The organism is Bacillus sp. SW14 (assembly GCF_047608225.1).
Classification (GTDB): domain Bacteria; phylum Bacillota; class Bacilli; order Bacillales; family Bacillaceae; genus Bacillus; species Bacillus subtilis_G.
In genome coordinates this window covers 1,057,669-1,083,623 of record NZ_JBLKRW010000001.1, presented here as the reverse complement: position 1 = coordinate 1,083,623, position 25,955 = coordinate 1,057,669, and the positions used below count along the sequence as shown (strand labels likewise).

The following is a 25,955-nucleotide window of genomic DNA, read 5'->3' as shown; positions in this document are numbered from 1 at the left end:
AGGCAGAGTTCCGGCTGTTTTTTTATTTCTTGATGACAGCCAGCGTGCATCTGGATATACAGATCAGCCTTTCTTGCTCGTCATAAATGTGAATTTGATAGACAATCGTCGTTCTGCCTGTATGAACCGGCTCGGCTACCGCCTTTACCGTTCCTTCCTTGACGGGTTTCAAATGATTGGCGTTAATCTCCAAACCGACACAAGCTTGTGTTGTGTGATCAATCAGATTTTGCGCGCCTGCGCTCGCCGCGGTCTCTGCCAGCGCCACTGAAGCGCCTCCATGCAAATAGCCGAACGGCTGCACCGTCCGATGATCCACCGGCATGACCGCAACGCATCGTTCCGCTGTGTTTTCAACAATCTTAATTCCAAGCGCTTCAAGCAATGTGTGTTTCGTGTCCATCCTATACAACTCCCTTATTTAAAGTACACCGTCTGATTTCGCAATCAAAACCGCTTCCGTTCGGGAACCGACATTCAGCTTATTGAAAATCGATGTCAAGCTGTATTCGATGGACCGCTTGCTCAAATGAAGCGCATCTGCGATTTCTTGGTTTGTAAACCCCTTTTCAACTTCTTGAAGAATCAGGCATTCTCTGGGTGTGAGCACATCTTGTTCTTTTTGAGAGGAAGGAGCCGGCTTTGTTTTTTGCTGAGTCATCAGCTGTTTAAAGTAAGCAAAATCGACTAAAATTTCTCCGTTGAGTACGTGGTATATGTATTGGGTGATCTTTTCTTTAGATTCCGTTTTGCTGATGGCACCGTGCAGACCCGCACGAATCGCTTCCTCAAAATAATCCTCAACCTCGTAACCGGTATACACGATAATTTTACAATGAGGATTCTCTTGTAAAATCTGTTTAGAAAGCTCCATCCCATTGATCTCGCCGCCTAAATTCAGATCCATTAAAATGAGATCATATGACGAGAAATCATGCTGTTTGATAAACTGTTCGCTCGGTTCAGGACTGAGACAATCAACAGACAGATTCGAATCCGTTTCCAAAATTGTCTTGGTGCCTTCCATGACAGCCGGATGGTCATCAATCACTAGTATCTTTTTCATGTTTTCCTCCCTTTTACTCACTCTTTTCCATTTTATAAAAAAGACTTGGCTTGTGCCAAGTCGTTTCCGTTATAAAACCATTACAATTCGATTTCAATATCAGCCTTAAAGCCCTTTCCTTCACTTGTTTCAATCCGAAGGCGTCCATCTAAAGCCCTGACTCTCTCTTTAATGCCGGAAAGCCCCATACTCATGGAATGCTCATTATTTTTCTCTTGATCAAATCCTACACCATCGTCCTCATAATGCAGAACGATCCTGTTTTGAATACTGATGAGCATAATCAGCACATCCGTCGCCTGAGAGTGCTTGACCGCATTAGACAGAAACTCTTGAATGATCCGGTACAAATTCAGCTGCGAATCCAGATCAAGCGAAGCCGTAAATCTGCCGGTATTTAAACGGATATGAAACGGAACCCGTTCCTGCTGCTGAGCCACCAGCTTGGACAGCGCCTTCACAAGCCCAAGATCATACAGAAGCTGCGGCCGCAGTTCATGACACGTCTCCCTCGTCATCGAAATCACATCAGACATCTGCTCATTCATCTGTACAAGCTTGTCCTGCACATCTTCCCGGCACGGACTATCATCCTTCTTAAAATCAGCCAAAAACAGCTCACACTGGCGTTTTAATGAAATCAAATCCTGAAGAACGGAATCGTGGAGATCGCGGGCGAGATCAGAGCGTTGTTTTTCTTCGATGGTGTACATGAGTTTTTTGAGCCAAACTGGGTTTGATTCTTGTTGTTTTAAATCTTCAAGATGCACCATCAATTCTTCGATTTTCATCACATTTTCCAATGAAACATTTGTATAAAACGCTAATGTTTGAAGCCATGCAATTTCATCTCTTGTTAATTTAAAAGTATTATAACTTGAGAAACAGAGTACTAAAAATGACCTGTCTCCTCGTTCACCTATTTTAATAATAAAACCCTGTTTAAACTCTCTTATTTTCCCGATCTCACCTGAGAAATTTTGGACATATTGCTCAAAATTCTTATAAGTTATATCTTTGAAGTTATTCTTGCTAATAAGTGTAATTTCCCCTTTAGAATTATCATACACACAAGCATTATCTATGTTTAGTACTTCTAAGATTGTATTTTTAAAATGATTAAGTACTTGATCTACCGATGATGCTTGCTTTATTAACTGAGTAAATTTAAAAATTCCATCTTGATAATTAAATTTCTCTGTGAATCTTTTCAACTTGAAACGAAAGTCAATGATCTCTTTAAAGTAAAAAACAGCAAACATAAGCAAATATATTACAATTGTTAGTTTAACGGAATAGAAGTTATCTTTTGGTTTCTGGACATAATTAAATATGGTGACTACAATCACAGTAGGTGTAATGGCTAAAAATCCATAGTACTTAAGCCTTCCTACAACAAAGTCAATATTGTAAAGTCTATTGGTCATAAACTGATATACTAAAGAAAAAGGTATAACAAGTGTAAAAGCTGCCAAACTAAAGGGTGAAAGATACGTATTAAACAACACATATGGGATAACAAAAAAGATAATAAAAGGACTAAAAGCAAGAATATTTGTATAAGAAAGGACCTTCAAAATTGATTTTTGCTCATTTTGTTTAATTTTTCTTATCCCTTGATGGATAAGAATAGATACAGTAAGAACTAAGACAAAAAAAGAAATCAAGTTCAGGTTAGACAAAAAGGTTGAAGAATTTAATCTATTACCCATAACAGCTTCTAATAACAAGTTTATTAGTGGAAACATATACATAATGATTAAAATCTTCTTTTTGAATAACTTAGTGCCTAATTCAGCAAAGTATTTATATATAAAGTGAATATATAAAATTGGACAACTTACTAAAGTTAGGACAAGTAGGTAAGTGCTAACCTCTTCACCTTTTCTTGCCCCGCAGGCACTTACATACGCTATTGGTACAAATAACAAAAATAAAATTAAAACAAAAGCGGAAGATGATTTTCTAACTTTATTTATTCTGTAAACAAAAAATATACAAAATAAACAGATTGAATAAGAGATGATTGGAATGAGATACATAAATAAATTCTCTTCACTTATTAAGCTTACATTTTGTAAATGAAATGATTTATTATCTCTCTCAACAATTAAACTTTCTACATTGACCAATCTTCCGCTTTCTAACTGGACTTCACTGCCTTTTTCCCCATTCACTTCAAGAATGATGTCACCCTTTTTCACACCCGTATAATATTCATCTGTATAATCTACAACGTTGGTGACCTCTAACTTACCCTGTTCATTAATCTTCACATCCGCTCCTACGAAGATGTTAAAAACAGAAATATAAGAGAGGTAGATAACATAAATAAAACTTAAAATGATAAAAGCTAAAGACAAATACTTAAAGAAGTTAATATTTCTTTGCATCACATCATCCCGTAATTATATAAAACTTTTTCTTTTATCATCCTCAAAAAAACTACTGATAGCTTCTATTGGAGGCCAATTGCTTGTTCTTGGCACTTCTCCTTGTTCAAACGCATATAATAATGCTTTCTTTTCTTTCTCATTTATATTTAGCAAGGTTAAGTTACCATTCTTAAATTGATCAAACGCTTCGGGATTATTTACTAGATGGCTTATGATTTTATCAATATGTTTCAATTTATATTCCCCCTTAATAATTGAACAAATAGTTTATTCTTTCTTTGTTCATCTAATCTCAGTTTTTTAAATGCTTCCTTAAAATTTTCCAATGCTAAATTTTTAATAACATTTAAATATAGTATTACTCCTGAATCACGTAACTTCCTTTTCAATTCATTCAAATTATTTATCATATTATTTTCTTGCGCATAAAAATTTAATAAGTCAATTGATGATTGGTTATATTTATTTTTTAAATAGTAGAAGGCAAGAGTGTGTCTTGTTTTCAAGTCATTATTGTCTGGATAATAAAGCCCATAGTGATCATTCGCAATTTGCTCGACTACGCCCAAATAACGTGAATATTCATCGACTATTTCATTATATTCTTCAGTTGCCAAATAAACACCAAGGACACATGGCAATGTCACCAGCGAACCTGACTTAGATTTAATCATCTCAATATACTCTGATTCTGATGAGACTTTTAAATTCAAATCAACATGTTGCCCTTGTAAAGATTGTAGTGAATATTGTAAAGTCAGACTTAAAAGTGTTGGATTGTTAGAAACTGAATTTATTACTTGCAAACTCAATGTATAAAGTGCGGTAGCTGCATTAATGACTATAGAAGGATCTATTTTCATCCAAGAAGCCTGAAGATTGTCTTTATCTTCAATATCGTCAAAAATGTCAGCAGATAAAATTAAAAGTTCAATACCGGAAGCCAACAACTCAATTGCTGTATCATCTTTTCCGTCAAATGCTATGTAATGGTTATAAGCTAATTCAGCAAATGAAAATTGTTTTTTTTCTTCAATAAATGATATGAGTTTTGCTTTCAAGTCCTCATTTAAAATATTTTCATCTACAATCTCCTTCATTTTCTCCTTGATTCGCACAGAATCTAAACATATCTGCTCAATAACGACTTCCCCCCTCCCCTTCCATTTTACTAAATGGGCTATCCAAAGGACAGCAGGTTTTTCGTTTTTTAACAATCATATAATACTTTATCCTTTATTTGTATATGCAGAACGAAAAAAAAGACTTGTTTCCAAGTCTTTTTCACGAAATTTTCATTGCATAATTGTATTTATCGAGCTGATCAATGCTTTTGTTAATGTTTCGTAATGAATCTGTCGTTTCTTTAATATCAAGTTCGAGTCGGAATAACAATTGTTTTACTTCTTCAAGTTTCTTTTCCATCGTTTCCACACTCCTTTTTTTGAAAGATCAATGAATTGTGTATGGTGAACGAGTCCTAGGTATTTGATCTGTTACTAATAGTGTATCTGCTTTCAGGTTATTTTTCACCGAAAAGTATGCAAAAAAGTCCTGCGTGACACCGCAAATATCAATAGGTCTTTATGCTCTAAGGGATCACAACGAGAACGGGACTTTATTTCTATGTGAAGGAGCGTATATTTCTGCTGGAATTGAGAAAGATTCTTACTTCCCTTGATTTGAACGCATTTCGCATTTTAACTAAGTAAGACTATAGTCCTCCGTACTGTATTTTCAAAATTGAATACGCGATTCTTGCCGTATCCTGACCGACAAACACCGAAAAGACCGCAACGCTAAAGTTGTGGCCTTTCGCTTTGTCATATTCGGCGATTAGAAATCTATACATATAGAAACATCCCTTTTGAGTGAGGTGCTCCCATGAAATATCACTATCCTTGGTTTTACGCCTATCCTTATGAGATACGCCGCCCGCCTGCTCCTGACGGCAATACAGATACCTTTATCCGTTCAGCGAAGCAGGCCGCAGGAATGTTCGCGGATGCCCAGCTCGTTCTCAGCCGCATTGCGGGCTCGCGGGAGCTCTCACGCCGCATCCTGACCGCAGCCGAGCAGTCAGATAAACAATCTGTAAAGCGCCTGATCAAACAAATGGGCGTCCGGCATGAAGTGGATGCGGTCTTTAATCCCGACGGCATTTACATCAGCCTTATCGGGACGCAAAGCCGAATGATTCTTGCTTTGCGGTGGTCAGAAGACCGCAATCATTTTGCGTCCATCAGATGATGACACCACTCCAGAGCCTCAAGATAACACTCATACGCTTCTTCTTTATCCAGTTCTTTGCCTAATTCTGTATGAGTGTCCCAGTTGTTGCTTTCAATACATTTCACAAGCTCAAGCATGTGGTAGTAGTCGTTTTGATGGCCTAATAACGCTTTTCCGACTTCATCTTTTAAAGGCAATTCTTGAATAATCTCTTCTATTTCTCTATGCAGCAGAGTGTCTATGAGAGAAAACATTCCGATCAGCATATAAGAAGCAGGCTGCGGCCGGGCTGTTTTTCTCGCCAGCAGTTCACAAAGCTTTGCTCTCATCAAAGAAATTTTAATGATTTCGTGCTTGCTGGAATGCCCTTTTCTGCTTAAATCCTTAAAGGAAAGAATGTATATCCACCGTTTGATTTCATTAAATCCCAGCAGCATAATAGCCTGCTGAATGCTCTCAATTTTCTGGCTCAAACGGCTGTGGGATGAGTTTAAAAATTTTAAGATTTGATAGGACAGTGATAAATCCCGCTCTATGTACTCTGTCACACGCTTTATGTTAGGCTGCTCTTTGCTCAATTCGTTAAGCAGTTCATAGTATGAATAGAAATGAGTCGACAAATCATGCCCGCTGATGATGCGCGGCTCGCTGAAAAAATAGCCCTGAAATAATTGAAAGCCGTCTTGGGCCGCCTGTTTATATTCTTTTCTGGTCTCAACTTTTTCCGCTAAAAAGATCAAGCCTCTGCAGCCGTAGGTTTGCAAAATTTTTCTGCGTTCCATTCGGGTTGTTTTAAGAAAATCAATTTTCAATATATCAATATAGCTCATGAGCTTTTCCAGTAAGTCTTCATTTTGCGGGTTTATTGCATAAAAATCATCGAGCGCCAGCATATACCCCATTTTTTTCAGTTCTTTGCATCTTGAGATGAGGGCCGGCGTGATTGGTATATCTTCAAGGATTTCAATGACAAGCTGCTTCGGATTAAAGGAGGTGGGAAGATTCGAAAACATCAGGCTTTCCGTAAAATTAACAAAACAGCGTTTCCCTTCCGTCAGCTTCTCAATTCCGATGTTTAAAAAGCTGTTAATCACCAAATCTGCTGTTGCCTGATCGCCGTCTTTAGCGCTATAGACATTCTCTTCGCTTTCTCTATACAGCAGTTCATAAGCAACAACCTGTTCTTTTCTATTAAAAATAGGCTGTCTTGCAACAAACACCCTCATTGATTTATCCCCCTTACACTACGCGCGGCGTTCACTCCTAAGTATATCAAATAATTTGACGAAAATTGTCTAAACATGAAAAATAATATATTCATAAAGAAAACTGGCCTCTTCGCGAACGAAAGGCCAGTTTTCTTTATTTTTCTTCAAGTTCTTCATCAAGTCTGCTTTTCACTTCGTGAATCCGTTGCATTTTATTGCTCCAGCAGTCCTCGCTTAAATCAACCGGATATTCTTCCGGCTTGCTGATTCTCTTATATTCCTCCCACAGCAGGCTGAGGTTATCCTGTACATACTGCTGTATGTCTGATATCTCAGGGTTTTGGTAGCAAAGAATACCCTTTTCAAAAATCAGCTCATGAAGATCCTTCGCATAAAAATTGGTGACAAATTTGCTGATGAATGTATGAACCGGGTGGAACATTCTGAGCCGCTTCTGATCATTCACCTGCTCATCATAAAGCGCAATATAGTCACCTTCAGAATGATGATTGGACTGATTGATAATACGGTACACTTTCTTTCTGCCCGGTGTCGTCACTTTTTCAGGATTGGACGAAATTTTGATCGTATCGACCAGTTTCCCGTCTTCTTCAATGGCTACAAGCTTGTAAACCGCGCCGAGAGCCGGCTGGTCATAGGCTGTAATCAGCTTCGTACCGACACCCCAGACATCTATGCGCGCTCCCTGAGCCTTTAAATTCATAATGGTATGCTCATCCAAGTCACTTGACGCAATGACTTTCGCGTCTGTAAATCCCGCTTCATCGAGCATTTTCCGGGCTTTTTTTGACAGGTACGCCAAATCGCCGCTGTCAAGGCGGATGCCAATAAAGTTGATACGGTCTCCGAATTCCTTGGCAACCTTAATCGCATTCGGCATGCCTGAACGAAGCGTGTCATACGTGTCTACTAAGAAGACGCAATCCTTATGCGTTTCCGCGTATTTTTTGAAAGCTGTATATTCATCGCGGTAGGCCTGCACAAGCGCATGCGCATGAGTGCCGGAGACCGGGATATTAAAGCGCTTTCCTGCTCTTACATTGCTTGTCGCGCTGAAGCCGCCTATTAAGGCTGCTCTCGCTCCCCACATGGCCGCATCCATTTCATGCGCCCGTCTTGTTCCAAATTCAAGCGCGACTTCATCGCCGATGACGCCTTTAATCCGGGCAGCCTTTGTTGCTATTAATGTTTGGTAGTTCACAATGTTGAGCAAAGCCGTTTCAATCAGCTGCGCTTCTACAAGGGGGGCTTCCACCCTCATAATCGGCTCATTGTTAAAAACGAGTTCTCCTTCTTTCATGGAATAAAGTGAACCTGTAAACGTTAAACCGCGCAAATATTCAATAAAATCTTCATGATACCCGAGTTCTTCCTGTAAATAATTCAGATCGCTATCCGTAAACTTGAAATTTTCCAAGTATTCGATGGCTTTTTCCAAGCCCGCAAATACCGCATAGCCATTTTCAAACGGAAGCCTTCTGAAAAAAAGCTCAAAAATCGCTTTCTTTTCATGAATGCCGTCCCTCCAGTAGGTTTCGGCCATATTGATTTGATAAAGGTCTGTATGTAATGACAGGCTGTCATCTTTAAATCCATACTCTAACACTGTTTTTCCCCTTCCTTACTCTGCCACTTGCGCTCCGATGCTGTTTGCAAAATGGGAAAGAGCCCACGTGTGCCCCTCCTGATTAAAGCTGGCAACAGCCTGTTTATGCACAACAATCCGGAACCCTTTGTTGTATGCGTCAACCGCTGTATGCAACACACAAATATCTGTGCAGACGCCGGCAAGATGCAGTTCGCCAATCTGCCGCTCTCTGAGTTTAAGCTCTAAATCAGTACCCGCAAAAGCAGAATATCTCGTTTTTTCCATGTAGTATACGTTTGGTTCATATTCATGTTTATGATATAGAGGCAAAAGCTTTCCGTACAGATCTTTTCCATCCGTGCCTTTAATATTATGCGGAGGGAAAAGACGGGTTTCAGGGTGATATTGATCCCCTTCATGATGAGAATCTACTGCAAATACGGCATAATCACCGTTTGTGATGAAGTCTTCAGTCAAATTGACGATCGCCTCTTCTATCATTCTGCCAGGCTCTCCGCAAGTCAATTTTCCGTTACTCGCCACAAAATCATTCGTATAATCTATACAAATAAGTGCTTTTTTCATAGCTGGCCTCCCCGCCATCAGTATGAGAACATTATATCTTATCTCCAGTTGTAAGGGAATTGCCATGAATAAAAAGACAAACGATCCGTTTGTCTCTTAAGGTTTCAGCACTGACCGGTTAAAAATGTCGTCCTGAATATATATCAATTCACGATTTACAGCAGTGTCAGCCGCAATGACAAGGCCTAGAGGCGTATGAAACTGAAGATCCGATACGATCTTGAAGTGCACTCCGTTCCGGTTCGCCATTTGGATATAAGGAGAGTAAGACTGATACTGAAGCTCTCCATTAATCAAAAGGGTGATGTTTTTGCTGTTTTTGAGCGCACGCTCCGCTTCTTCATACGGTTTGCTTCTGAGCACCTGTCCTTTCGTCAGTGCCAAAAGCACTCTTTCCCTTAATGAGCCTAAAAACAAGTGGCGCTCGTCAGGCTTTGTTTCCAAGGGCCCATACATTCCTTGCTGCAAATACAGATCCATTTTATCATCACTCAAAAGCTCGTCCTCCCGTCTTGTTTGTCTTCATTATCACCTGATCAGGCAGGAGCTAAACTTTCAAGGGCCGCTTACATTTCTGTTACCCACTGAATGATTTTTTTGGCCAGCTCACCTGCCGTATCTTCCTCTGTATGCCGGCGCAAAGAAGCTTCCAGCCGTTCTGGCAGAGCTGCTTTATCTTCTTCATAAGAAATGATCGTGCTCCACTCCAGCTGCGGAACCGCTACAAGCGTGTGCAGTTCTTTTCTGTTTTCATGCAGATACACGTCTGTGATCATTCCGGTTTGCGTATTGATATTCGCTTTTCTTATTTTCATAACATGACCTCACTATTCAAAGACTACCCATATTATACAATAAAAAAGCAACAGCCTCCCCTGAAAAGGCTGTTACCCGTTAAACGAAACTGTTTCATCAATGATATCGGCATCTTTGAAGAGCGTTTTACTCGTTTGGTTATTGATGCTCACAAAATCACCGAGCTGAAACGCCCCCGAGCCCACGCCTGAGTGATCGACGCTTTTCGGTGAAATCGCAAACACATCTCCAAAACTGGCCGCCGCATCACCTGATATTGACATAATATAAATCGGACCTACAATCGCAGGCATTTCCCCACCTCCGCATTGATTTACAGCATCATATGCAAAGAGGCGCAAATGGTGCCCGCCTATTCAGCTGGCTTCGCGTTTTCTTCAAGGCGTGACCGCTGGCGCAGTTTGATTAGGCGAACAATATTCAGGAAGAATGCCTTCACTACCGCGTACACCGGCACCGCTAAAATCATGCCGAGAATGCCGCCGAAGCTTCCCGCTCCGATCAACAGTAAAATAATCGTAAGCGGATGCGTATTGAGCCGCTTTCCGATCACGAGAGGAGACAGCAGGTTCCCGTCGAGCTGCTGAACGACGACCACCACAATAATCGCGAACAGCGCTTTGGCCGGCGAGTCCATAAAACCGACAATGACAGCCGGCGCAGCACCGAGAAAAGGCCCGACATAAGGAATGATGTTGGTAATCGCCATGACAATCCCAAGAATCAGGGCGTATGGCACACCGGCGATTAAGTAGCCGATAAAACACGCTGTTCCGACAAAAAGACAGATTAACAGCTGTCCCTGAAAATAAGCCGCAAGCGTATCGGATAAATCTTTAAAAATCTTTAAGCCTTCTGTCCGATAAGAAGCCGGAAGAATTTTCACTGCCAGGTGCGGAAAGCGGTGTCCGTCTTTCAGCATATAAAAAAGGATAAATGGAACAGTGATAATAACAAGCGTGATATTTGTCACGACGCCAAACACCGCAGATAAACTGGACGTGATATTTTGCGGCAGGTTTTGGAGAAAGCTTGTCAACGACTGTTCAATTTTTGATATTGATACATAATCCTGGTTCATCATCCAGGTAAACCATTGGGAATGGGACAAATCGTTTGTCAGCGACTGAATCTGTTTTATATAATCAGGAAGATTGTTAAACAGCCCGGTCACTTGCGACGTAATGACAGGTCCGACTGCCGCGGAAACGAAGGCCAGCAAACCGATAAATAGTAAATAGATCAATAGAATGGATAAGGTCCGCGGAATTTTTTTTTCAAGCAGGCGGACGACCGGATTAAAAATAAAATACAAAATTCCTGCTATCAGCATCGGGAAAAACAGTGTCGAGATAAAAACAATAAACGGCTGAAACACAAATGAAACCTTTGTTGCGACATAAATAATCAGCAAAACAAATAAAATCTGCAATGTCCAAAAATGGACTTTTGATTTCAACAAGCTTTGTTCCTCCTAGTTTTTCTTTGTTTGTCAGATAAAAGGGCTTATACCCATCATTGTAACAAAAATGAACTCATATCAGAACTCTTAATGTGATGAAAGGAGTGTTGGTGATGAAGGCCGTGACATACGATAAAGAGTCAGAACTGGCGTATATCCGCCTTCTTCCTCCGAATATGCGCGGGAATGTACAGTCGGAGGAGCTTAAAGTCAATGATTGTATCCTGCTGGATATCGGCCTAGACGGCAAAATTGCCGGATTCGAATGTTTTGGTGAGGCAGCTTTGCTCTGTGCCCCGTTTGCCGGAACATCCCGGATATATGTAAAAGATGCAGACGGCTATCATTTTCGTGTCCGTCAACATGCTTCAATACGTTCCAGCTATACAGTGTACGGCGTTACTTTTTGTTTTTCAGATGCCCGCTATCAGGAATTTGCCGGATTTGATCTTGACGAAACGATGTACCACAGTGCGTTTTTGCAGCGCTTAACTGAAAAATAGGACGTCACGGTGTACGCCTATTTTTCATGCGCAAGCACTGTTAAACCCGCTCACTGTAATCTGGCGTGACGGAAATCATGTGCTGAATTCTGATCAAACAAACGGAATTTCGGGCTCCTTCAATTGTGATATGGTCAGGTTTTACATCGATCAGTCTGCCTCTGACCGTATCTCGTACTGTCTGTATAATGAACCTTGAGCCGATGAGCTTTTTAATGGTCTGATAGACATAAGGATCGACTAAAGAGACCAGTTGCGGACTACCTTGGTTGACCATACTTCAATCCCCTTTTTATGTTTTATCTCAGCTTATGCCGTTATTATGGATAATGACACAGGCTTTCCTGATAAAACCAAGGGGTGCGGAGACTATAGGAGAAGATGTTTGGAAGCGGGTGTAAAGGAAATGGCGGTGAAGCGGAGACAGCGAAGAAAGCTGGCGCTGTTCCGTGTATAACAAGCGGGACTTATACAGACTTTATCGTCGATGCCTGAGTTTGGTCGATTAATTGATCCAGCTTTTCTATTTTTTTACGTGCCGTGGAAGAATCAATCTGGCGGTAATGATGTCGGCCGCCCGGCTCTTCATCAAGTTCGTCCGCTTTTTTGACAATCTGCTGCAGCGTGTTTTTATCTAATTCGCCTTCAGGCAAATAGGAATCTGTATGAAGCAAAATGGCAAGAGCAATCTCTTTTGCCGCTTTCGGTTCCTCGCCAAGCCGAATCAGAAGCTTATGTGCCCGTTCCGCCCCTTTAATGGCATGAATGTCATTTCTTTTGTATTTCTCATAATCCCACTTGCCGTCTGTATACCATTCATAATGGCCGATGTCATGCAGCAGCGCCGCTTTCGCAGCTAAATCAGGGCTGATGTCAGCTTTTACAGACAGCCTGTACGCATGGTAAGCGCAGGCAATCGCATGTGCCACACCGGAGCGCTGCATATATTTTTGTGCAATTGGATGGGTGAAAACATCCATTAATGTAACCTTTCTCATGGAAACCCCTCCTTTAGATATTTTTAGAATCCTAACATAATTTGCAGAGAAACTCAATTCTTATGTCACATCATTTTGTCTGCTTATCATCATTGTTATACCCTAAAAGCAGCGTTTCAGTCAGTATATGCGGCTGCTCAACAAAACGCGCGGGCGATTGCCTTTTCAATCAAAAAAAGAGCAGAAAATGTCTGCTCTACAAAAACTCTTTTATATCGTAAACGCGGCCGTTCTCCGCGCCTGTTTCTAATAAAGAAAGCAGTGTGCCGGCAATAAAGGCCGGACTGCGGAGGCTTCCTGTTTCATTTAATGACCGGAATCGTTCAATGTCGTGGAAATCCTTTTTAGATGAAGAACGGATGACGGCTTGCATCCCAGTGTCCATCACACCTGGTGAAAAGGAAATCATGTTCACCGGCAATTTCTCATCCTCTTGTTCAAATCCGAATGTCCTCGTAAACATGTCGAGCCCGGCTTTTGAGCTGCAATACGCGCTCCATCCTTTGTATGGATTTTTGGCGGCGCCTGACGTAATGTTGACAATCGTTTTTTTGCCGCTGTATAAAGCAAACCGTTTTGTAAACAGCTGACTCAAAAGCACAGGCGCTGTCAGGTTCAGCTGATAATGGCGCTGCAGCTCTTCCAGAGACGCTTCGCCGGCGCGTTTGATCGGCGTTACCATTCCGGCGTTATTGATCAGGGTAATACCTGAATAACGATCTGGATTAATGGATGAAAGCAACGTTTCAAATTGCTGTTCAGCTTCTTCGAGATTGATAAGGTCTATTTGATGCTGCGTCAGTTTTTCATGAGAGATATCAGTTTTTGTTCTGGACAAGGCATGGACTTCATGGCCCTTCTCTAAAGCCTGTATTGCAATGGCTTCTCCCAGTCCTTTTGACGCTCCGGTGATGATATAAAGTTCCATTGAAACCTCCTCCTTCCGTTCCTATTGTACGTACCGCTTTTACACAACACAAGCACGCGGCCTACGCCTTTTTGTTCTCCTGCGCTGTGACTTTTGGGATGAGGAACACAATCCCTGCAATGCCGAGCAGGATCAGCACGACGTACAAAATCGGAAGCAGCAGTGAAGATGTTGCTTGTTCTTCCTTTGTTTCCGTGGATGACGTCTTTGTGATTGGTTTTTCAGTAAACGTAATCCCGAGCTGTTTCGACTGGGCCGCAATCGTGTTGGATTCTTCGGCATCTGTTGATGTAAACAAACCTTTAATCAGCTCGGCGTCCTTGTCCTCCGGCTTGTCAAAGGTAATATCCTTCTGTTCCTCAGGCAGTTCTGTTTTCTCTTCATAGTAGGAATCTTCATGCAAATAATTCGTATCGATTTCGATGTCTTTTTTCTCATATTGGTTTGGCGCGACATCTGTATTTTCTTCAGTTTCGGCAGCGGCGGCAGAGGGTATGAAAAGGGAAAAGGAGAGCATACAAATCATGATCCCCTTTTCCATACTGCGATTACGCTTCATACGTTTCATCGCTTTCTGCTGTTTTTTCCGCCATCAGCCGGATCACAAGCGGCAGAGCCGCGGCAATCACCGTAATGACCAGCAGAACCGTTATTCCCATTGTAAACAAGTGCCCTGTGCCGTACTGGATGTCGATAAATACTTTCGAAACAGGATCTTCAAATGTAAAGTTCGGCATAATCAAATCAATAAGCGGTGCGACGTAGAATAGAATCATCGCCGCTGAAGCAACCCATCCAGAAATTGATCCGAATCTGAATGCCGCCCGGATGAAGGCAGAGCTTGCAACCAGCAATAGAATCGTAAATACAGACCACTTAATCGTCTGGTCGTCCGGCAGCGAGTAAATATTCAAACCGAACAAGCTGATCATGAGCCCGACAAGGATATTCAGAATTCCGAACAGCGCTCCTTTGACGAGAAGCGGCGCGTTTTGGTAATACGAGCTGAAATAGCCGATTAACAGACTGCTGATCAATACAATCACAAGGATGACCACCGGCGGCACCGTCTGCGTTTTTTCTTCCGGAACCTCTCCGCTGATTTTAAGCGGATTCGCCAAGTAATCATATACATAGCCGTTGTTTTGCCCGTCTACTAATGTATTTCCCAATATGCCGTATACGTCACTGCGGACAAGCTTTGTGGAGGCAACATTTTTCCCCCAGTTATTGTTTAATGTGTCAGCTTTCGTCTGAACATCATTGACGCTTTGCTGCATGTTGGTTGTGTAATCAATAATGCCTGACTGGCGATCAGACAAGGACCCCATCATGTCTGACATTTGCAGCACTTCCTGGCCGACCGTATCTTGGACACTCAGTGCCATTGTGCCAGACAGCCCGTCGTTACTGAACGTCGTTGCTTCTTGCGTTGTGCCTGTTACCAGCTGTTCTGACGCTTTGGCGGCGCTGTCAGAGATTTTCGTCAGTTCGTCGAGAACACCTGCTTGAGAGTCACGGATAAAGCCGCTGTACTCGTCCGCAAATTTGGTCATGCCGTCGATGAAGCTGTTAATGTCTTCATCCGTTTGCATCATATTGTTTTTGAGATCTTCCCAGCTGGCTGATTCTTCCGGTGTGAGAGCCAGAAGTGATTTGACATTGCCCTGCTGGCCGTCAATGGCATTCGTTTTTGCCGTGCTGTCTATGGTTCCGGATAATACCGAATCATATACAGATAGATATTTATAATATCTCATTAAATCGTAGATGCTCTCTGTATTAATTTCTCCGGAGAATTGAAGCTGATCTTTATTTTCCAGCTCTCGAATTGCGCGGTAAATCCCTTCGAATTCCCGCTCCCGTTTCGCTTCGAGTCTTTTGAGTTTATCATCGAGCGTTTTCACTTGGTCTTTGAGATCATCTATTTCATCATTGAGACCATCCATTTGCTCTTTTAGTTCTTCTAATTTCTTTTTCAGCTCTTCATTATGGGCAGTTTCTTTTTCTTTGAGCTCTTCTTCAATTTGCTTAATTCGCTCAGACGCTTTGCTAAGCTGTTCTTTTGCTTTTGCGATATCAGAAACCTCATCGTTTCCTGTTTGATCTTCGTCCTCAGGCTGCGTCGTCCCGCCGTCGCCTTCGGTATCGCCTGAATCTCCGGTTCCGTCTTCATTTGCCAACTGGATCATTTGAAGGGCTGAGTCAGATGAAGCAGTCTGTTCGGCAGATGTGTCCGTTTCGGTTTGTCCGCTGTCTGACTCGCCGTTAGAGGCATCGCCGTTCTGCTCCTGACCATCTGTTCCCTGCTGGTCTTGATCCTGAGTATTGCCGTCCGTTTGACCGTCTGTTCCGGTATCACTATTGTTATCATTGTTTCCAGTGTCTCCCTCTGGTGTATCGTCGGGATTTGTATTGGTTCCGTCATCAGGATTTTGCGGAACGTCAGTGGACGGTTCGTCAGTTCCTGGATTTTCAGTTCCCGGGTCCTCTGGCGTCGGTTCTTCTTTTTCAGGCTCCTTCAGATTATCTGAAATGTCCTGAATGTCAGCGGCGATGCTTTTCAGTTCTTCCCGCTGTTTTTCAAGACCGATTTTCAGTTCTTCAGGATCCTCTTCCTTCGGTTCTTTATCTTGATCGTCATTGTCAGAGCTGTCGTCTACGACTGGATCGTCCCCTTTCTTAACAGTTAGCGCCGGTCGCGTCAAGACAAGCTGTTCATACACCTGTTCTAATGCTGTCTTCCTTGATGCGGCCTGATATTGTTCAATTAAATCACTTTGGATTTTCGCCATGCCAAGCTCCTGCTGAGGCACTTGTCCCTCTCTCAGTTGCTGTGCTTTTGCCAACACTGTACTTGTTTGTGCAAGCTGTGTTTTCGCTTGGCTGATTCCTGTTGCCAGTCCGCTCATGCGTTCGCTGAACTGATTGGCCTTTTGCTGCGCTGAAATGGCATCCAGTCCTGTCTGGATTTGCTGGTGAGTAGAATCCTGGGCTGCCAAAAGCAGCTTTTTCTGATTTTCTTGATACTCTTTGTATCTTTCAACGGTATCAACGAAATCTTTCAGCGTGTTTTTGGCTTCTTCCGCTGTTGAAGCTTTTTCTTTTGTTGTGCCTTGCGCTTCATTCATTGATTTCTTCAGCTCATCGATTAAGTCTTTTTGCTGTTTGATTTCACCTGCTAAATCATTTGAGCTAGGTTTGTAAAAGTTGTACATGACATTTTGGAATTCAGATTCTTTATTGACGATATTGTCAAATTCTCCTCTGATGTTGTCCACTTTTTGTGAAACAAAATTCCAGTATAAAGCCGACATTTTTTTATTCATTGTCTTTTGCGCATCCTCAAGCTCGCGCTGCACTTTTTCTTTGTTGACCGCATTCAGGTTATCTTGAATGCTGAATTCGAGTGTTGCTTTTTGAGGATGATCTTTGTCATAACTCAAAATGTTTTTTGAGAAATCTGAGGGAATGTAGACGATCGCATCGTATTTCTTTGATGCGAGACCTGTCTCGGCCGCGCTTCGGTTTAGGACCGTCCACGAATAATCAGGGCGTTCTCCCAGAACGGCAGCTACTTCTTTGCCGAACTGGGCGGATCTGTCCTCTTCATCAGACTTCACCTCTTCACTCAATACGCCTGTGTCTTCGTTCACCACCGCGATTTGCCGCGTTGAATTGGCTACTTTTTTCGCCGGGTCTTCTCCGATAAAACGGAAAAACAAAACCGGCAGCAGCAAAATGATGATGACGGCGGATATTAACTTGATCAAGCTTTTTCGTTGTTCTGTCATCTAGCACTCTCCCTTTCAGCAGAACATAAAGGAATTTGAACTTTTTGCTCCTTCCCGTTTTCCACAACATATCCGAAGCCCGGCTGAATCTCAGGCTCCTGTCTTTGGTACGGGAGAGGAATGACATTTTGTTCAGATTTTTTCATCAGCAGAATGGCGTGGCGGATTTGCTTCATCTCTGTCGTCAAGGAGTCATAGCCTTTTGAGAATTCACTGTGATTTCCGCCCGGGATAAAGCTGAAGCCAAGATGCGCGTATGATTTCATGAAGTTTGCCAGACGGTCTTGTATTCTCGTATCAATCGTCTGTTGGAATCTCGTAATTCCGTCAATCATCAGCACCACTTGTGAGAATTGCAGATTTTGCGCGTCTCCCTGACGGACAGCTTCTACATACATGGCTTCTCTTGTTTTGAAAATGCCTTCTGCTGTTTCGATCCACTGTTCAATATCTTCTTTCGTTTCCAAGTATGAGACATCCGATTCCTTCGCATAATGGGATAAGCCGCGGTCAATCGAGTCAAACAGGCCGATCATTTCGGTTTCATCATCAATCAGATGTTCAAGCATGACTTTTAAGACGTTTGTTTTCCCGCGCTGGGTCTGGCCTAAAATCATGCAGTGTTTATGCTTGCCCAAATCAAAATAGACTGGGCTGACTGTTTCTTCATGAAGCCCGATCGGTACAGATAACGGCTTGCGTTCCAGCTTGAAGCGGAGAGAAAATTCTTTCGTCGACAGGCTCTCAGGCAGCATCGGAATCGGTGCCGGCTGCTCCAGTGAAGCAAAGCGCTCCTGGAGACTCTGAACGTCTGCTTTCAGCCCGTTGAACATGCCGATATCATCGTCCGCGTCAACAGGAAGGAACATTTGCGCGAAATAAAGCTCTTCCTTTTGGATGATGACGCGTCCCGGAATCGGTTCAAGATTGAACTTCGGCCGTCCATAAATCGAATATCCCTCAGATTGATCCATGAGATAATGGACAACCTTGGTTTTCAGGTTATTTAACAATGATTGGCGGACAGCATTAACCCGCGTTGCTGTCATCATGAAGTAAATGCCTAAGCTCTGTCCGTCTCTGGAAAGCTGGACAAACTCCGCTTCAAGCTCATGCATTTCATCCTTGACGATGTCAAAGTTATCAATGGTGATGAAAATGAACGGAAGCTCTTCTTCGCTCAGCGCATTGTACATTTTAATGTGGCTGATTTCTTTTTCCCTGAACAGACGTTTCCGGCGGTCAATTTCTTCCTTGATTCGAATCATGAACTTTTCAATTTTTCTTGATTGGTCCATCAGGAAGTAATCCGCGGTATGCGGCAGCTTCGCTAATGGCAGAAGCGTTCCGTTTCCGAAATCAAAGATATAGACATGAAGCTCTTCAGGTGTGTATACGTCCGCAAAGCTCATCAGGAACGTTGCGGCTGCAATTGATTTTCCGTAGCCGGAAGAGCCAAATATGCCGATATTTCCGTCTTCCATCATCTTATAAGCAATTGGCGCCTGTCTTTGCAGATCAGGTTCATCAACATACGCAAAGTGGAAATGATCTTTTTCGTCTGAAGGGAAAAGAGTGCGCGGGATACGTTCCGCGAGCGGCGGCAGCCATGGACTTGACAGCTTCTCGATTCCCATTTCATCTTGGATGCGTTCAATTTCATCAACTATAGCTTCGATTTCTGTTTGAACGTCTTTTTTCGCGATATCTTCGGTATCCACTTCAGAAAGCGGGATCAGACCCGTATCCGTGACGATCGCGATTTCGTCCTCTGTTCCGTAAACTTCCTCTAAGTAAGGCGCACCGCTCCAAGCGGATTGGAACAGCTCATACACTTCATTGTTGCCGACCTGCAAATACCCGCGTCCTGTAACGGTAATGTTTGCGGCATCGCTGTTTTTCAAAATTTCTTTACTGTCGGTGGCATCCTGAACCTTCAACGCTACTTTAAAACGCGAGTTACTCCAGATCTGGTCATCAATGATGCCGCCCGGCTTCTGTGTCGCCAAAATCAAATGAACGCCGAGGCTTCGCCCGATACGCGCGGCACTGACAAGCTCCCTGATAAAATCAGGCTCCTCGCTTTTCAGCTCGGCGAACTCATCAGAAATTAAGAACAAGTGAGGCATTGCCACTTCTGCTTTCCCCTGCTTGTACAGCTTTGTATAGTCATTGATGTGATTGACTTGATACTGATCAAACAGGCGCTGTCTTTTTTTCAGCTCGCTTTTAATCGAAGCGAGCGCACGCATACTGAAGTTTTTGCTTCCTTCAATATTCGTGATGGTGCCGAGCAAATGGGGAATGTTGCGAAACGGCTGCGCCATTCCTCCGCCCTTATAGTCAATTAATAAGAAAGCCGCTTCATGCGGGTGAAAATGCACCGCAAGTGACAAAATGTAGGTCTGGAGAAATTCACTTTTCCCTGACCCCGTTGTACCCGCAAGCAGCCCGTGCGGACCGTGGGCTTTTTCGTGAAGGTTCAGATACACAATGTCATCTTTTCCCTTATAGCCGATCGGCACTGACAGCGACTTCGCCGATTCACTCGTCAGCCATTTTTGCTGAATGCCGATTTCCTTTACTTCCTTCGCATGGAAAAGCTCCAGGAACGATACCGTTTCCGGAATGGAATTCGTAATGCCGACCTGGTGATTCAGCGTCCGCAGCGTGCGTGAGAACCGTTCGTTGTCCCCGCGCTGATGATGATCGAGGCGGAACGGAATCCTTACCGCTTTTTTCTTTTGTATTAAGATGTCCCCTTCATGCTCATTGATGTAGCGGACAAGAGTCGTAATATTTTCCGACAAGCTTTCCTTTGTTTCCGCGGCAACAATTGTAGAGATGCCCAGATGTTCATGCTGTCCTTCTAAATATTCGAGAATGACGTGCTCTGAGATCAGCTGCTGATTCGTGATGACAAATACAAAATGCGGTTTGAACTGCAATTTTTCTTTGTCATCTTCGAGATCGCGCTCTCTGATCAATTCATAAAGTGAAGACAGGAGCTGATCTCGGGTTTGCTCATTATAAATAAATCCTTTCGCATAAATATGGGGCATTTGAAATTGTGGCAGCCACTTCATCCACTCCCAGTTTTTATACTCTTCTTCATGAAAAATAAATACGAAACGCAAATCGTGATAGCTATTGAAGAACGACAATTGTCCGATCAGCTGGTGAATCTCATTTTTCACAATTTGCGCTTTACCGACAAGCCCCATCGGACCTTCCGCCAAATCGACCGTAACCGGCGCATTGCGAATATCCTTATAGATACGCTGCATGTGCTGCGATTTCTCCATGAGGTCATCGATATCACGATTGGCCAAGTCTCCGCCGCTCATATTGATTTCATAGCTTGAAGGGACTGTTCCCGTCCCAAGCCGCAGCTGGAGATAATCCTTGCTTTCAAGTGATTTTTCCCAGATCCGGTCACTGATTTCACTTGTTAAGTATTTCATTTGTTCAAACGAAGGGAAATGAAACTCAAGAACCTGCTTTTGCTTTTCAGAAAGCGCCTGAAGTTCTTTCCGCTTGTTGTCTAAGTAAAGCTTATACACACGTTCCCGTTTTTCCTCGCGTTTTTTCCGTTGGTTTTTATCGCGGAAATATTGCACCGTCGAGGTAATGAGGGTCATCATAAACATCGCCAGAGAAACGAGGATGAATATGCCGCGCGGCTGGATGATGGCGACAACGCCCATCACGACCAGCATCACAAGCGGCGGCAGGATGACAAGCCACAGACCTCTGTTGGTTTGATCGCTCTCTTGAGAGGGAAAACTGAAGGACACGCGGTCATCCGGCAGGTCGTACACCATTCGCGGCGTTCTTCTGTACTGCGGATATTTTTTCTGCATCTCTGTGCTCGGTTTGACCGTTTCTGTTAATGCTGTTTCAAGCGGTGCAAAATGAACAACTTCTAAAAGGTCTTGTTCCGTCACTCTCATTTGCGTAAAGTTCCAGAAGATTTCATCTCCCGGCTGGAGCGGTGTATTGACGTTGATCTTCTCTCCGTTCAAGAAGACCGTCCCGCTTTCAGGTTGCACCGACCAGCTTTGACCGACACGAAGCAAAGAGAACGTGCTTTGTTCTGCAAAAGCAAAATCTTGCGGATTCAGATAAATATCTGCATTCGGGTTTTCTGAAGAACATATGATTTCATCCCGATTCCCCGTAAAATAAACGGTTTTCTCCGGCTCATTGCCCGTCAAGATCAAGCGTATATCCTGCTGATCCGTTTGAAGAGAAAATGATGTATCCGGCTCAATCACGCCGAGACCCTCATTTCCCAGAAAAACTTCGTATTGGCCTTCAGATTCCTTTCTTTGAAGAGAAATCACTCCGCTTTCAAACGGAATGGTGCCGATCGTAATGGAATCCTTCACATCAGGCCCAATGGTCGCCGGATGGGACGACGGGAGGTCAGACAGTTTCAGTTTTTGAACGTTATTTTGGTAAAAAACCCATAATAGACTCAAATGGCGAACCCCCTAACGGCCAAACGGCAGCATCCGATGACCCGCGCTTCATGTCTCACGTTATTTGTCATCTTTTTTCTCATCTTTCTTTTCTGTTTCTTTTTCTTTCTTCGCTTGTTCTTCTTTTTTCGCTTTTTCTTCGGCTGCGGCTTTTTCTTCTGCCGCTTTCTCTTCAGCTTGTTGTTTTTCTTTGTCTGTTTGTGTTTGTTGTTCGGTTGTATCGACTAAAGACGTATCAGTATTGGACTGTGCTTGATTTTCATCATGTTCCTTCTTTGCTTTTTCAAGCTCACTATTTACTGAATCGAGTTCTTTTTGTATGTCTTCATCATTTGTATCTTCCGATAAAAGCTGCTGTTTATATTTCGCAAGGCCAAAGTAAATGTAATCATTGTATTCCAGTTTACGGCCAATACTGATAGCTTCTTTGTAATCCCCACGGCCGTAATCAATCCAATACAAGAAATGCTGAGGATCTGATTGCAGTGTAACTAAATTATTTTCAATGTTTTTAGTTTTTGCACTCCCCAGATTCTCCACCTCAACATAAGACGTCGCAAGCTGATACTGCACCGATTCCGGCAGGCTTTCCGCATCGTACTTCGACAGCGTGCTGATCACCTCACTGTACTGCTTGTTTAAGAAAGCACGGTTGCTGTCCACTATCGCCTGGTGCTTTGGCTGCGCGAAAAATAAGGCGTACATCGAATAAATAAGAGCCGGTACCAGCAAAACAATGAGTCCCAGCCCGATGTATCGCTGGATGTTCCACTTCTTTCTCGGGATATGTATGTATGTTTTCGCTTTGGCTTCGAGCTCATCGATATGGGTTTGAATCAGCTCGAGCAGGTCATCATAGGACGCCGCATCCAATATCGCCTTAGCCTCTGCGGAGAACGTCAGCGTTTCATTGAATTTCAGGTATTCTTCAAATGCAAAAGCGCCGTCAACTGCCAAAGCCGCTGCCGCTTTCAGCTCCCGCCACACTCTTTCCTCATCATGCTCGTAAGGAGGAATGCTTTCTTTTACTCCATAATGGAGAAAATAAGGCGTCAGCCCTTTATCGAATACAATGTTTTCAGGAACGACAATTACATTCAGCCTCGACAGATTGTGCTGCTGTACAGCTTGGACAAGCTGATAGGCAAACTGCCATTTGCTTTTTTTATCTTTAGCTTTCATGAAGCGGAATGCTTTATAGGAGGGAGGAGGTTGGATTGTGATGATCACTTCATCATCCGTCACATCGATCTCTTTATGAAAAAAAGGATTTACATCTTTGATCACGTTGGCTTCGAGACCGTCCAGAAGCTTTATTGTTTCCCGCTGAAAGGTAAATGTATAGCCGGCATCTGTTTTCTCGGCAACAGCTTCTAATTGGTTTTCTAAATATGATTTTTGTTTACCTGACATTCAACCAGATCCTTTCATAATATTTCAAGCCGGTCTCCGTTTGTAATGCCGCAATCAGACAGCTTGCATTCTCCGGAAAACACCGTATCCTTATTAACCACTCTGATCCAGTGCCCTTCGCGCGGAGGTATAGCTACGCTTTGAGCCTGCCAAGCAATATCAATTACTTTTTTCACCGGGTGGTAATCTGACAATCTGAGATCAAAGACACTGCCGTTATAATGTTTCAAATCTATTGTAATATCAATATACATTTTAGGATCACCCTTACATAGAAAGAGCGCCGTCTTCTGGTGAATCAGGCGCTCCTTCCCTTTCATACTGTTATCCGCGGATTTGATTTGCGATGTCTTGGTCAGTAGACTCAAGTGTATTTGCTGTTTGATCAAGCTGCTGATTCACATCTTGAAGCAAATCTGACATTTTGATAAATGAAGGTTTGAGCTGCTCGTATTGATCTGCGAACGCTTCGCTTGAAGCACCTTCCCACATGCTTTTCAAATCAGAGATCATACGGTTTAAACGATCAACCTGATTTAATACTTCTTGGCTTTCGACGCCGTATTGCTTCGCCATCGCTCTTAGCTCTTCGGGTGTGACACGAATTAATCCTGCCATATTCCTCATTACCTCCTGTGCCATCAGCCTAAATATGGGCTAATTCACTTATTTTTAGAACGTCATTATTATAAAAACAGTTTTTCGGCACAGTCAAACAAATATGTTTTAATTTTACAAAATGAGTCCAATGGTTTATCCCGGATCACTTAAAAATGACATATATTGTTAAACAAGTAGGTTCATTTTCTTAATCTTCTCTTCATTCTTCGAATAATCCAAAAGACCCAAATGATTCTCCAACTCCCAAAAAAAACCTTTCAGAAAATTTGATGCTACAGCACCATTTCTGAAAGGTTGAGTTTTTTCTTTCCTTAATTCTCGCCTCCGATGACCTTCTTAAAAGAATAAACTTTCACATCATATAAGGCGCAAAACTGCAGGCGATTACTCTGCCAATCATATATAAGATGTTTCTCTAGTATGCCGTTTACTTTGTTGTTTGGCTTCCGCTCTTTGTTGTTGATTTTCACAAACAACAACAATCATAATAAAAGGTAGATAATGAGATGTCAAAGAGAAATCAAGCATGAAAAGTAGGGAGATTTATGACCATGCCGAATGATCCGTTTAAATACAGTTTTGACAGACTTGAAGATGTGGCTGATCATATCAGCGACGTGCTGCGGTGCCCGATCACCATAGAGGATGTTAACCACAAGCTTCTTGCCTACAGCACACACAGCGACTGCACAGACCCTGCCCGGACGTCTACTATCATTGGCAGAAGAGTACCTGAGAAGGTCATTAATAAGTTGTGGAAAGACGGGACGATTCCAGCTCTCTTAAAAACGGACCAGCCGATCAGAGTTAAGCAAATAGATGATGTCGGGCTAAGCAACCGTGTTGCCATTTCGATTTGGAAAAACAGCCAAGTGCTTGGCTTCATATGGGCGCTTGAGATCCAAAAAACATTGTCTGACGATGATCTGATGACGTTGCAAATGGCGGCAAAAGCAGTGAGAAACAAGCTTCTCAAACTCCAAATCAGAAAAACAAAAAATGAAGAACGAAGCCAAGAGTTTTTCTGGAAAATGCTGACCGGACACATTCATCAGGAGCATGACATGGCGGATGGATTTCACAAGCTTGGAATGGTTGCCCCTTCTGAGTTTTCCGTGATGATCATCCGGATAAACGGTGAGCTGACGGAAAAAATCGAACAGCAGCTGCAATATTTGCAGGAAACGACCCAGCAGGTTCACGTGCTGCTGACGACCGTAGATTCCAATGAACTCATTATTTTAACCGCTCCCAAAACAGAACACCCTTTTCAAGATTTAAAACAGTTTGCTTTGAGTACACAAAAACAGTTAAAGGAACGTTATAAAATAGAAGGCGCTTCTATCGCTTTTGGCGGAATATACAACTCTATTTCTTTTGTCTCCCGTTCGTATCAGGAAGCATTGTCCGTTTTAAAAGCGAAGGAACGGTTCGCAGAAGAGACCCAACATCTTTTCAGCTTTTCTGAGCTAGGCATTTATCAATACTTGGATGTCTTAGATGAGAAACGGAAGCAGACGGCATATTTTAATTATTCGCTATCCAAACTGGAACAGTATGACCGGAATCACCAGTCAAATATGGTAGAAACACTAGAACGTTTTATTGAAGCTGACAGCAACGTGAATACCGCTGCCAAGGTGTTAAATATACATGTTAATACATTGAATTACCGCCTCAAGCGTATCAGCCAGATCGCTGAAATCGATTTGAAAAATGTAAATCAAAAATTCACCATCTATTTAGATATTAAGCTTCGGCATATGGATTTGTGAAATTTCACAAATCCATGTTTTTTTATTTTCTTATTCAAACAAAGAATTTTCTAAAGAATCATTCT

The 25,955-nt window shown here is 42.6% G+C and carries 26 protein-coding genes; 3 read left to right on the top strand and 23 right to left on the bottom strand.

Annotated features, from left to right (window positions below):
* Window positions 1-22: 22 nt before the first annotated feature.
* The 7 genes from ACMX2I_RS05480 to ACMX2I_RS05450 all read right to left on the bottom strand — a co-directional run bounded on the left by ACMX2I_RS05480 (window position 23) and on the right by ACMX2I_RS05450 (window position 5,314).
* The gene (locus ACMX2I_RS05480; RefSeq protein WP_253268529.1) at window positions 23-403 is read right to left on the bottom strand and encodes a hotdog fold thioesterase; all 381 of its coding nucleotides are present in this window, start codon (window positions 401-403) and stop codon (window positions 23-25) included.
* An 18-nt stretch (window positions 404-421) separates the two neighbouring features.
* Window positions 422-1,066 carry a two-component system response regulator ComA gene (comA, locus tag ACMX2I_RS05475; protein WP_202328144.1) on the bottom strand — a complete coding sequence of 215 codons (645 nt, stop codon included), beginning with the start codon at window positions 1,064-1,066 and terminating at the stop codon, window positions 422-424.
* A gap of 80 nt (window positions 1,067-1,146) precedes the next feature.
* Window positions 1,147-3,459 (bottom strand): histidine kinase, encoded by a 2,313-nt coding sequence (locus ACMX2I_RS05470; RefSeq protein ID WP_414956402.1) that lies wholly within the window; start codon window positions 3,457-3,459, stop codon window positions 1,147-1,149.
* 15 nt (window positions 3,460-3,474) lie between these two features.
* A complete protein-coding gene (gene comX / locus ACMX2I_RS05465; RefSeq protein WP_289347988.1) occupies window positions 3,475-3,696 on the bottom strand; it encodes a competence pheromone ComX in 222 nt (73 codons plus the stop codon).
* Complete coding sequence (locus ACMX2I_RS05460; RefSeq protein ID WP_414958297.1) at window positions 3,693-4,562, bottom strand: polyprenyl synthetase family protein; 870 nt, start codon at window positions 4,560-4,562, stop codon at window positions 3,693-3,695. The genes comX and ACMX2I_RS05460 overlap by 4 nt, the downstream gene beginning before the upstream one ends.
* A gap of 184 nt (window positions 4,563-4,746) precedes the next feature.
* Window positions 4,747-4,887, bottom strand: coding sequence for a degradation enzyme regulation protein DegQ (gene degQ, locus ACMX2I_RS05455; protein WP_003220708.1), 141 nt, complete (start codon window positions 4,885-4,887; stop codon window positions 4,747-4,749).
* 289 nt (window positions 4,888-5,176) lie between these two features.
* Window positions 5,177-5,314, bottom strand: coding sequence for a hypothetical protein (locus ACMX2I_RS05450; protein WP_176365307.1), 138 nt, complete (start codon window positions 5,312-5,314; stop codon window positions 5,177-5,179).
* 32 nt (window positions 5,315-5,346) lie between these two features.
* Here ACMX2I_RS05450 and ACMX2I_RS05445 point away from each other — a divergent pair, with 32 nt between their 5' ends.
* A complete protein-coding gene (locus ACMX2I_RS05445) occupies window positions 5,347-5,712 on the top strand; it encodes a hypothetical protein (protein ID WP_087993278.1) in 366 nt (121 codons plus the stop codon).
* Here the strand turns inward: ACMX2I_RS05445 and pdeH are convergent.
* From pdeH to ACMX2I_RS05410, 7 genes are all read right to left on the bottom strand, one after another.
* Entirely contained in the window at window positions 5,691-6,920 is a 1,230-nt protein-coding gene (gene pdeH / locus ACMX2I_RS05440; protein ID WP_087993279.1) for a cyclic di-GMP phosphodiesterase, read from the bottom strand. The two genes, ACMX2I_RS05445 and pdeH, sit on opposite strands and share 22 nt — an antisense overlap.
* 136 nt (window positions 6,921-7,056) lie before the next feature.
* Complete coding sequence (locus tag ACMX2I_RS05435) at window positions 7,057-8,529, bottom strand: nicotinate phosphoribosyltransferase (protein WP_087993280.1); 1,473 nt, start codon at window positions 8,527-8,529, stop codon at window positions 7,057-7,059.
* Window positions 8,530-8,544: 15 nt separating this feature from the next.
* Window positions 8,545-9,096 carry a cysteine hydrolase family protein gene (locus ACMX2I_RS05430; RefSeq protein ID WP_414956401.1) on the bottom strand — a complete coding sequence of 184 codons (552 nt, stop codon included), beginning with the start codon at window positions 9,094-9,096 and terminating at the stop codon, window positions 8,545-8,547.
* 96 nt (window positions 9,097-9,192) lie between these two features.
* Entirely contained in the window at window positions 9,193-9,591 is a 399-nt protein-coding gene (locus ACMX2I_RS05425; protein WP_087993282.1) for a YueI family protein, read from the bottom strand.
* A 71-nt stretch (window positions 9,592-9,662) separates the two neighbouring features.
* Window positions 9,663-9,911, bottom strand: a complete 249-nt coding sequence (locus tag ACMX2I_RS05420; protein WP_394716295.1) for a YueH family protein — start codon at window positions 9,909-9,911, stop codon at window positions 9,663-9,665.
* A gap of 72 nt (window positions 9,912-9,983) precedes the next feature.
* Window positions 9,984-10,205 carry a spore germination protein gene (locus ACMX2I_RS05415; protein WP_087993284.1) on the bottom strand — a complete coding sequence of 74 codons (222 nt, stop codon included), beginning with the start codon at window positions 10,203-10,205 and terminating at the stop codon, window positions 9,984-9,986.
* A 59-nt stretch (window positions 10,206-10,264) separates the two neighbouring features.
* A complete protein-coding gene (locus ACMX2I_RS05410; RefSeq protein ID WP_148963972.1) occupies window positions 10,265-11,374 on the bottom strand; it encodes an AI-2E family transporter in 1,110 nt (369 codons plus the stop codon).
* A 113-nt stretch (window positions 11,375-11,487) separates the two neighbouring features.
* Here ACMX2I_RS05410 and ACMX2I_RS05405 point away from each other — a divergent pair, with 113 nt between their 5' ends.
* A complete protein-coding gene (locus ACMX2I_RS05405; RefSeq protein ID WP_414956400.1) occupies window positions 11,488-11,877 on the top strand; it encodes a DUF2283 domain-containing protein in 390 nt (129 codons plus the stop codon).
* Window positions 11,878-11,917: 40 nt separating this feature from the next.
* Here the strand turns inward: ACMX2I_RS05405 and ACMX2I_RS05400 are convergent, their stop codons facing one another.
* From ACMX2I_RS05400 to ACMX2I_RS05360, 9 genes are all read right to left on the bottom strand, one after another.
* Window positions 11,918-12,154 (bottom strand): YuzF family protein, encoded by a 237-nt coding sequence (locus ACMX2I_RS05400; protein ID WP_087993285.1) that lies wholly within the window; start codon window positions 12,152-12,154, stop codon window positions 11,918-11,920.
* Window positions 12,155-12,344: 190 nt separating this feature from the next.
* Window positions 12,345-12,875, bottom strand: coding sequence for an HD domain-containing protein (locus ACMX2I_RS05395; protein WP_414956399.1), 531 nt, complete (start codon window positions 12,873-12,875; stop codon window positions 12,345-12,347).
* A gap of 196 nt (window positions 12,876-13,071) precedes the next feature.
* Window positions 13,072-13,803 (bottom strand): (S)-benzoin forming benzil reductase, encoded by a 732-nt coding sequence (locus tag ACMX2I_RS05390; protein WP_414956398.1) that lies wholly within the window; start codon window positions 13,801-13,803, stop codon window positions 13,072-13,074.
* 61 nt (window positions 13,804-13,864) lie between these two features.
* Entirely contained in the window at window positions 13,865-14,320 is a 456-nt protein-coding gene (gene essA / locus ACMX2I_RS05385) for a type VII secretion protein EssA (protein WP_414958296.1), read from the bottom strand.
* A 31-nt stretch (window positions 14,321-14,351) separates the two neighbouring features.
* Window positions 14,352-17,597 carry a type VII secretion protein EsaA gene (gene esaA / locus ACMX2I_RS05380; protein WP_414956397.1) on the bottom strand — a complete coding sequence of 1,082 codons (3,246 nt, stop codon included), beginning with the start codon at window positions 17,595-17,597 and terminating at the stop codon, window positions 14,352-14,354.
* On the bottom strand, window positions 17,594-22,081 hold the full coding sequence (gene essC / locus ACMX2I_RS05375; protein ID WP_414956396.1) for a type VII secretion protein EssC: 4,488 nt from the start codon (window positions 22,079-22,081) through the stop codon (window positions 17,594-17,596). The genes esaA and essC overlap by 4 nt, the downstream gene beginning before the upstream one ends.
* Window positions 22,082-22,141: 60 nt before the next feature.
* Window positions 22,142-23,494, bottom strand: coding sequence for a type VII secretion protein EssB (gene essB, locus ACMX2I_RS05370; RefSeq protein ID WP_414956395.1), 1,353 nt, complete (start codon window positions 23,492-23,494; stop codon window positions 22,142-22,144).
* A gap of 14 nt (window positions 23,495-23,508) precedes the next feature.
* Window positions 23,509-23,748, bottom strand: a complete 240-nt coding sequence (gene yukD / locus ACMX2I_RS05365) for an ESX secretion system protein YukD (protein ID WP_010329928.1) — start codon at window positions 23,746-23,748, stop codon at window positions 23,509-23,511.
* A gap of 70 nt (window positions 23,749-23,818) precedes the next feature.
* Window positions 23,819-24,112, bottom strand: coding sequence for a WXG100 family type VII secretion target (locus tag ACMX2I_RS05360; RefSeq protein WP_003220661.1), 294 nt, complete (start codon window positions 24,110-24,112; stop codon window positions 23,819-23,821).
* A gap of 548 nt (window positions 24,113-24,660) precedes the next feature.
* Between ACMX2I_RS05360 and adeR the strand changes: the two genes are divergently transcribed.
* Window positions 24,661-25,890 (top strand): sporulation transcriptional activator AdeR, encoded by a 1,230-nt coding sequence (gene adeR / locus ACMX2I_RS05355; protein ID WP_414956394.1) that lies wholly within the window; start codon window positions 24,661-24,663, stop codon window positions 25,888-25,890.
* Window positions 25,891-25,955: the final 65 nt, after the last annotated feature.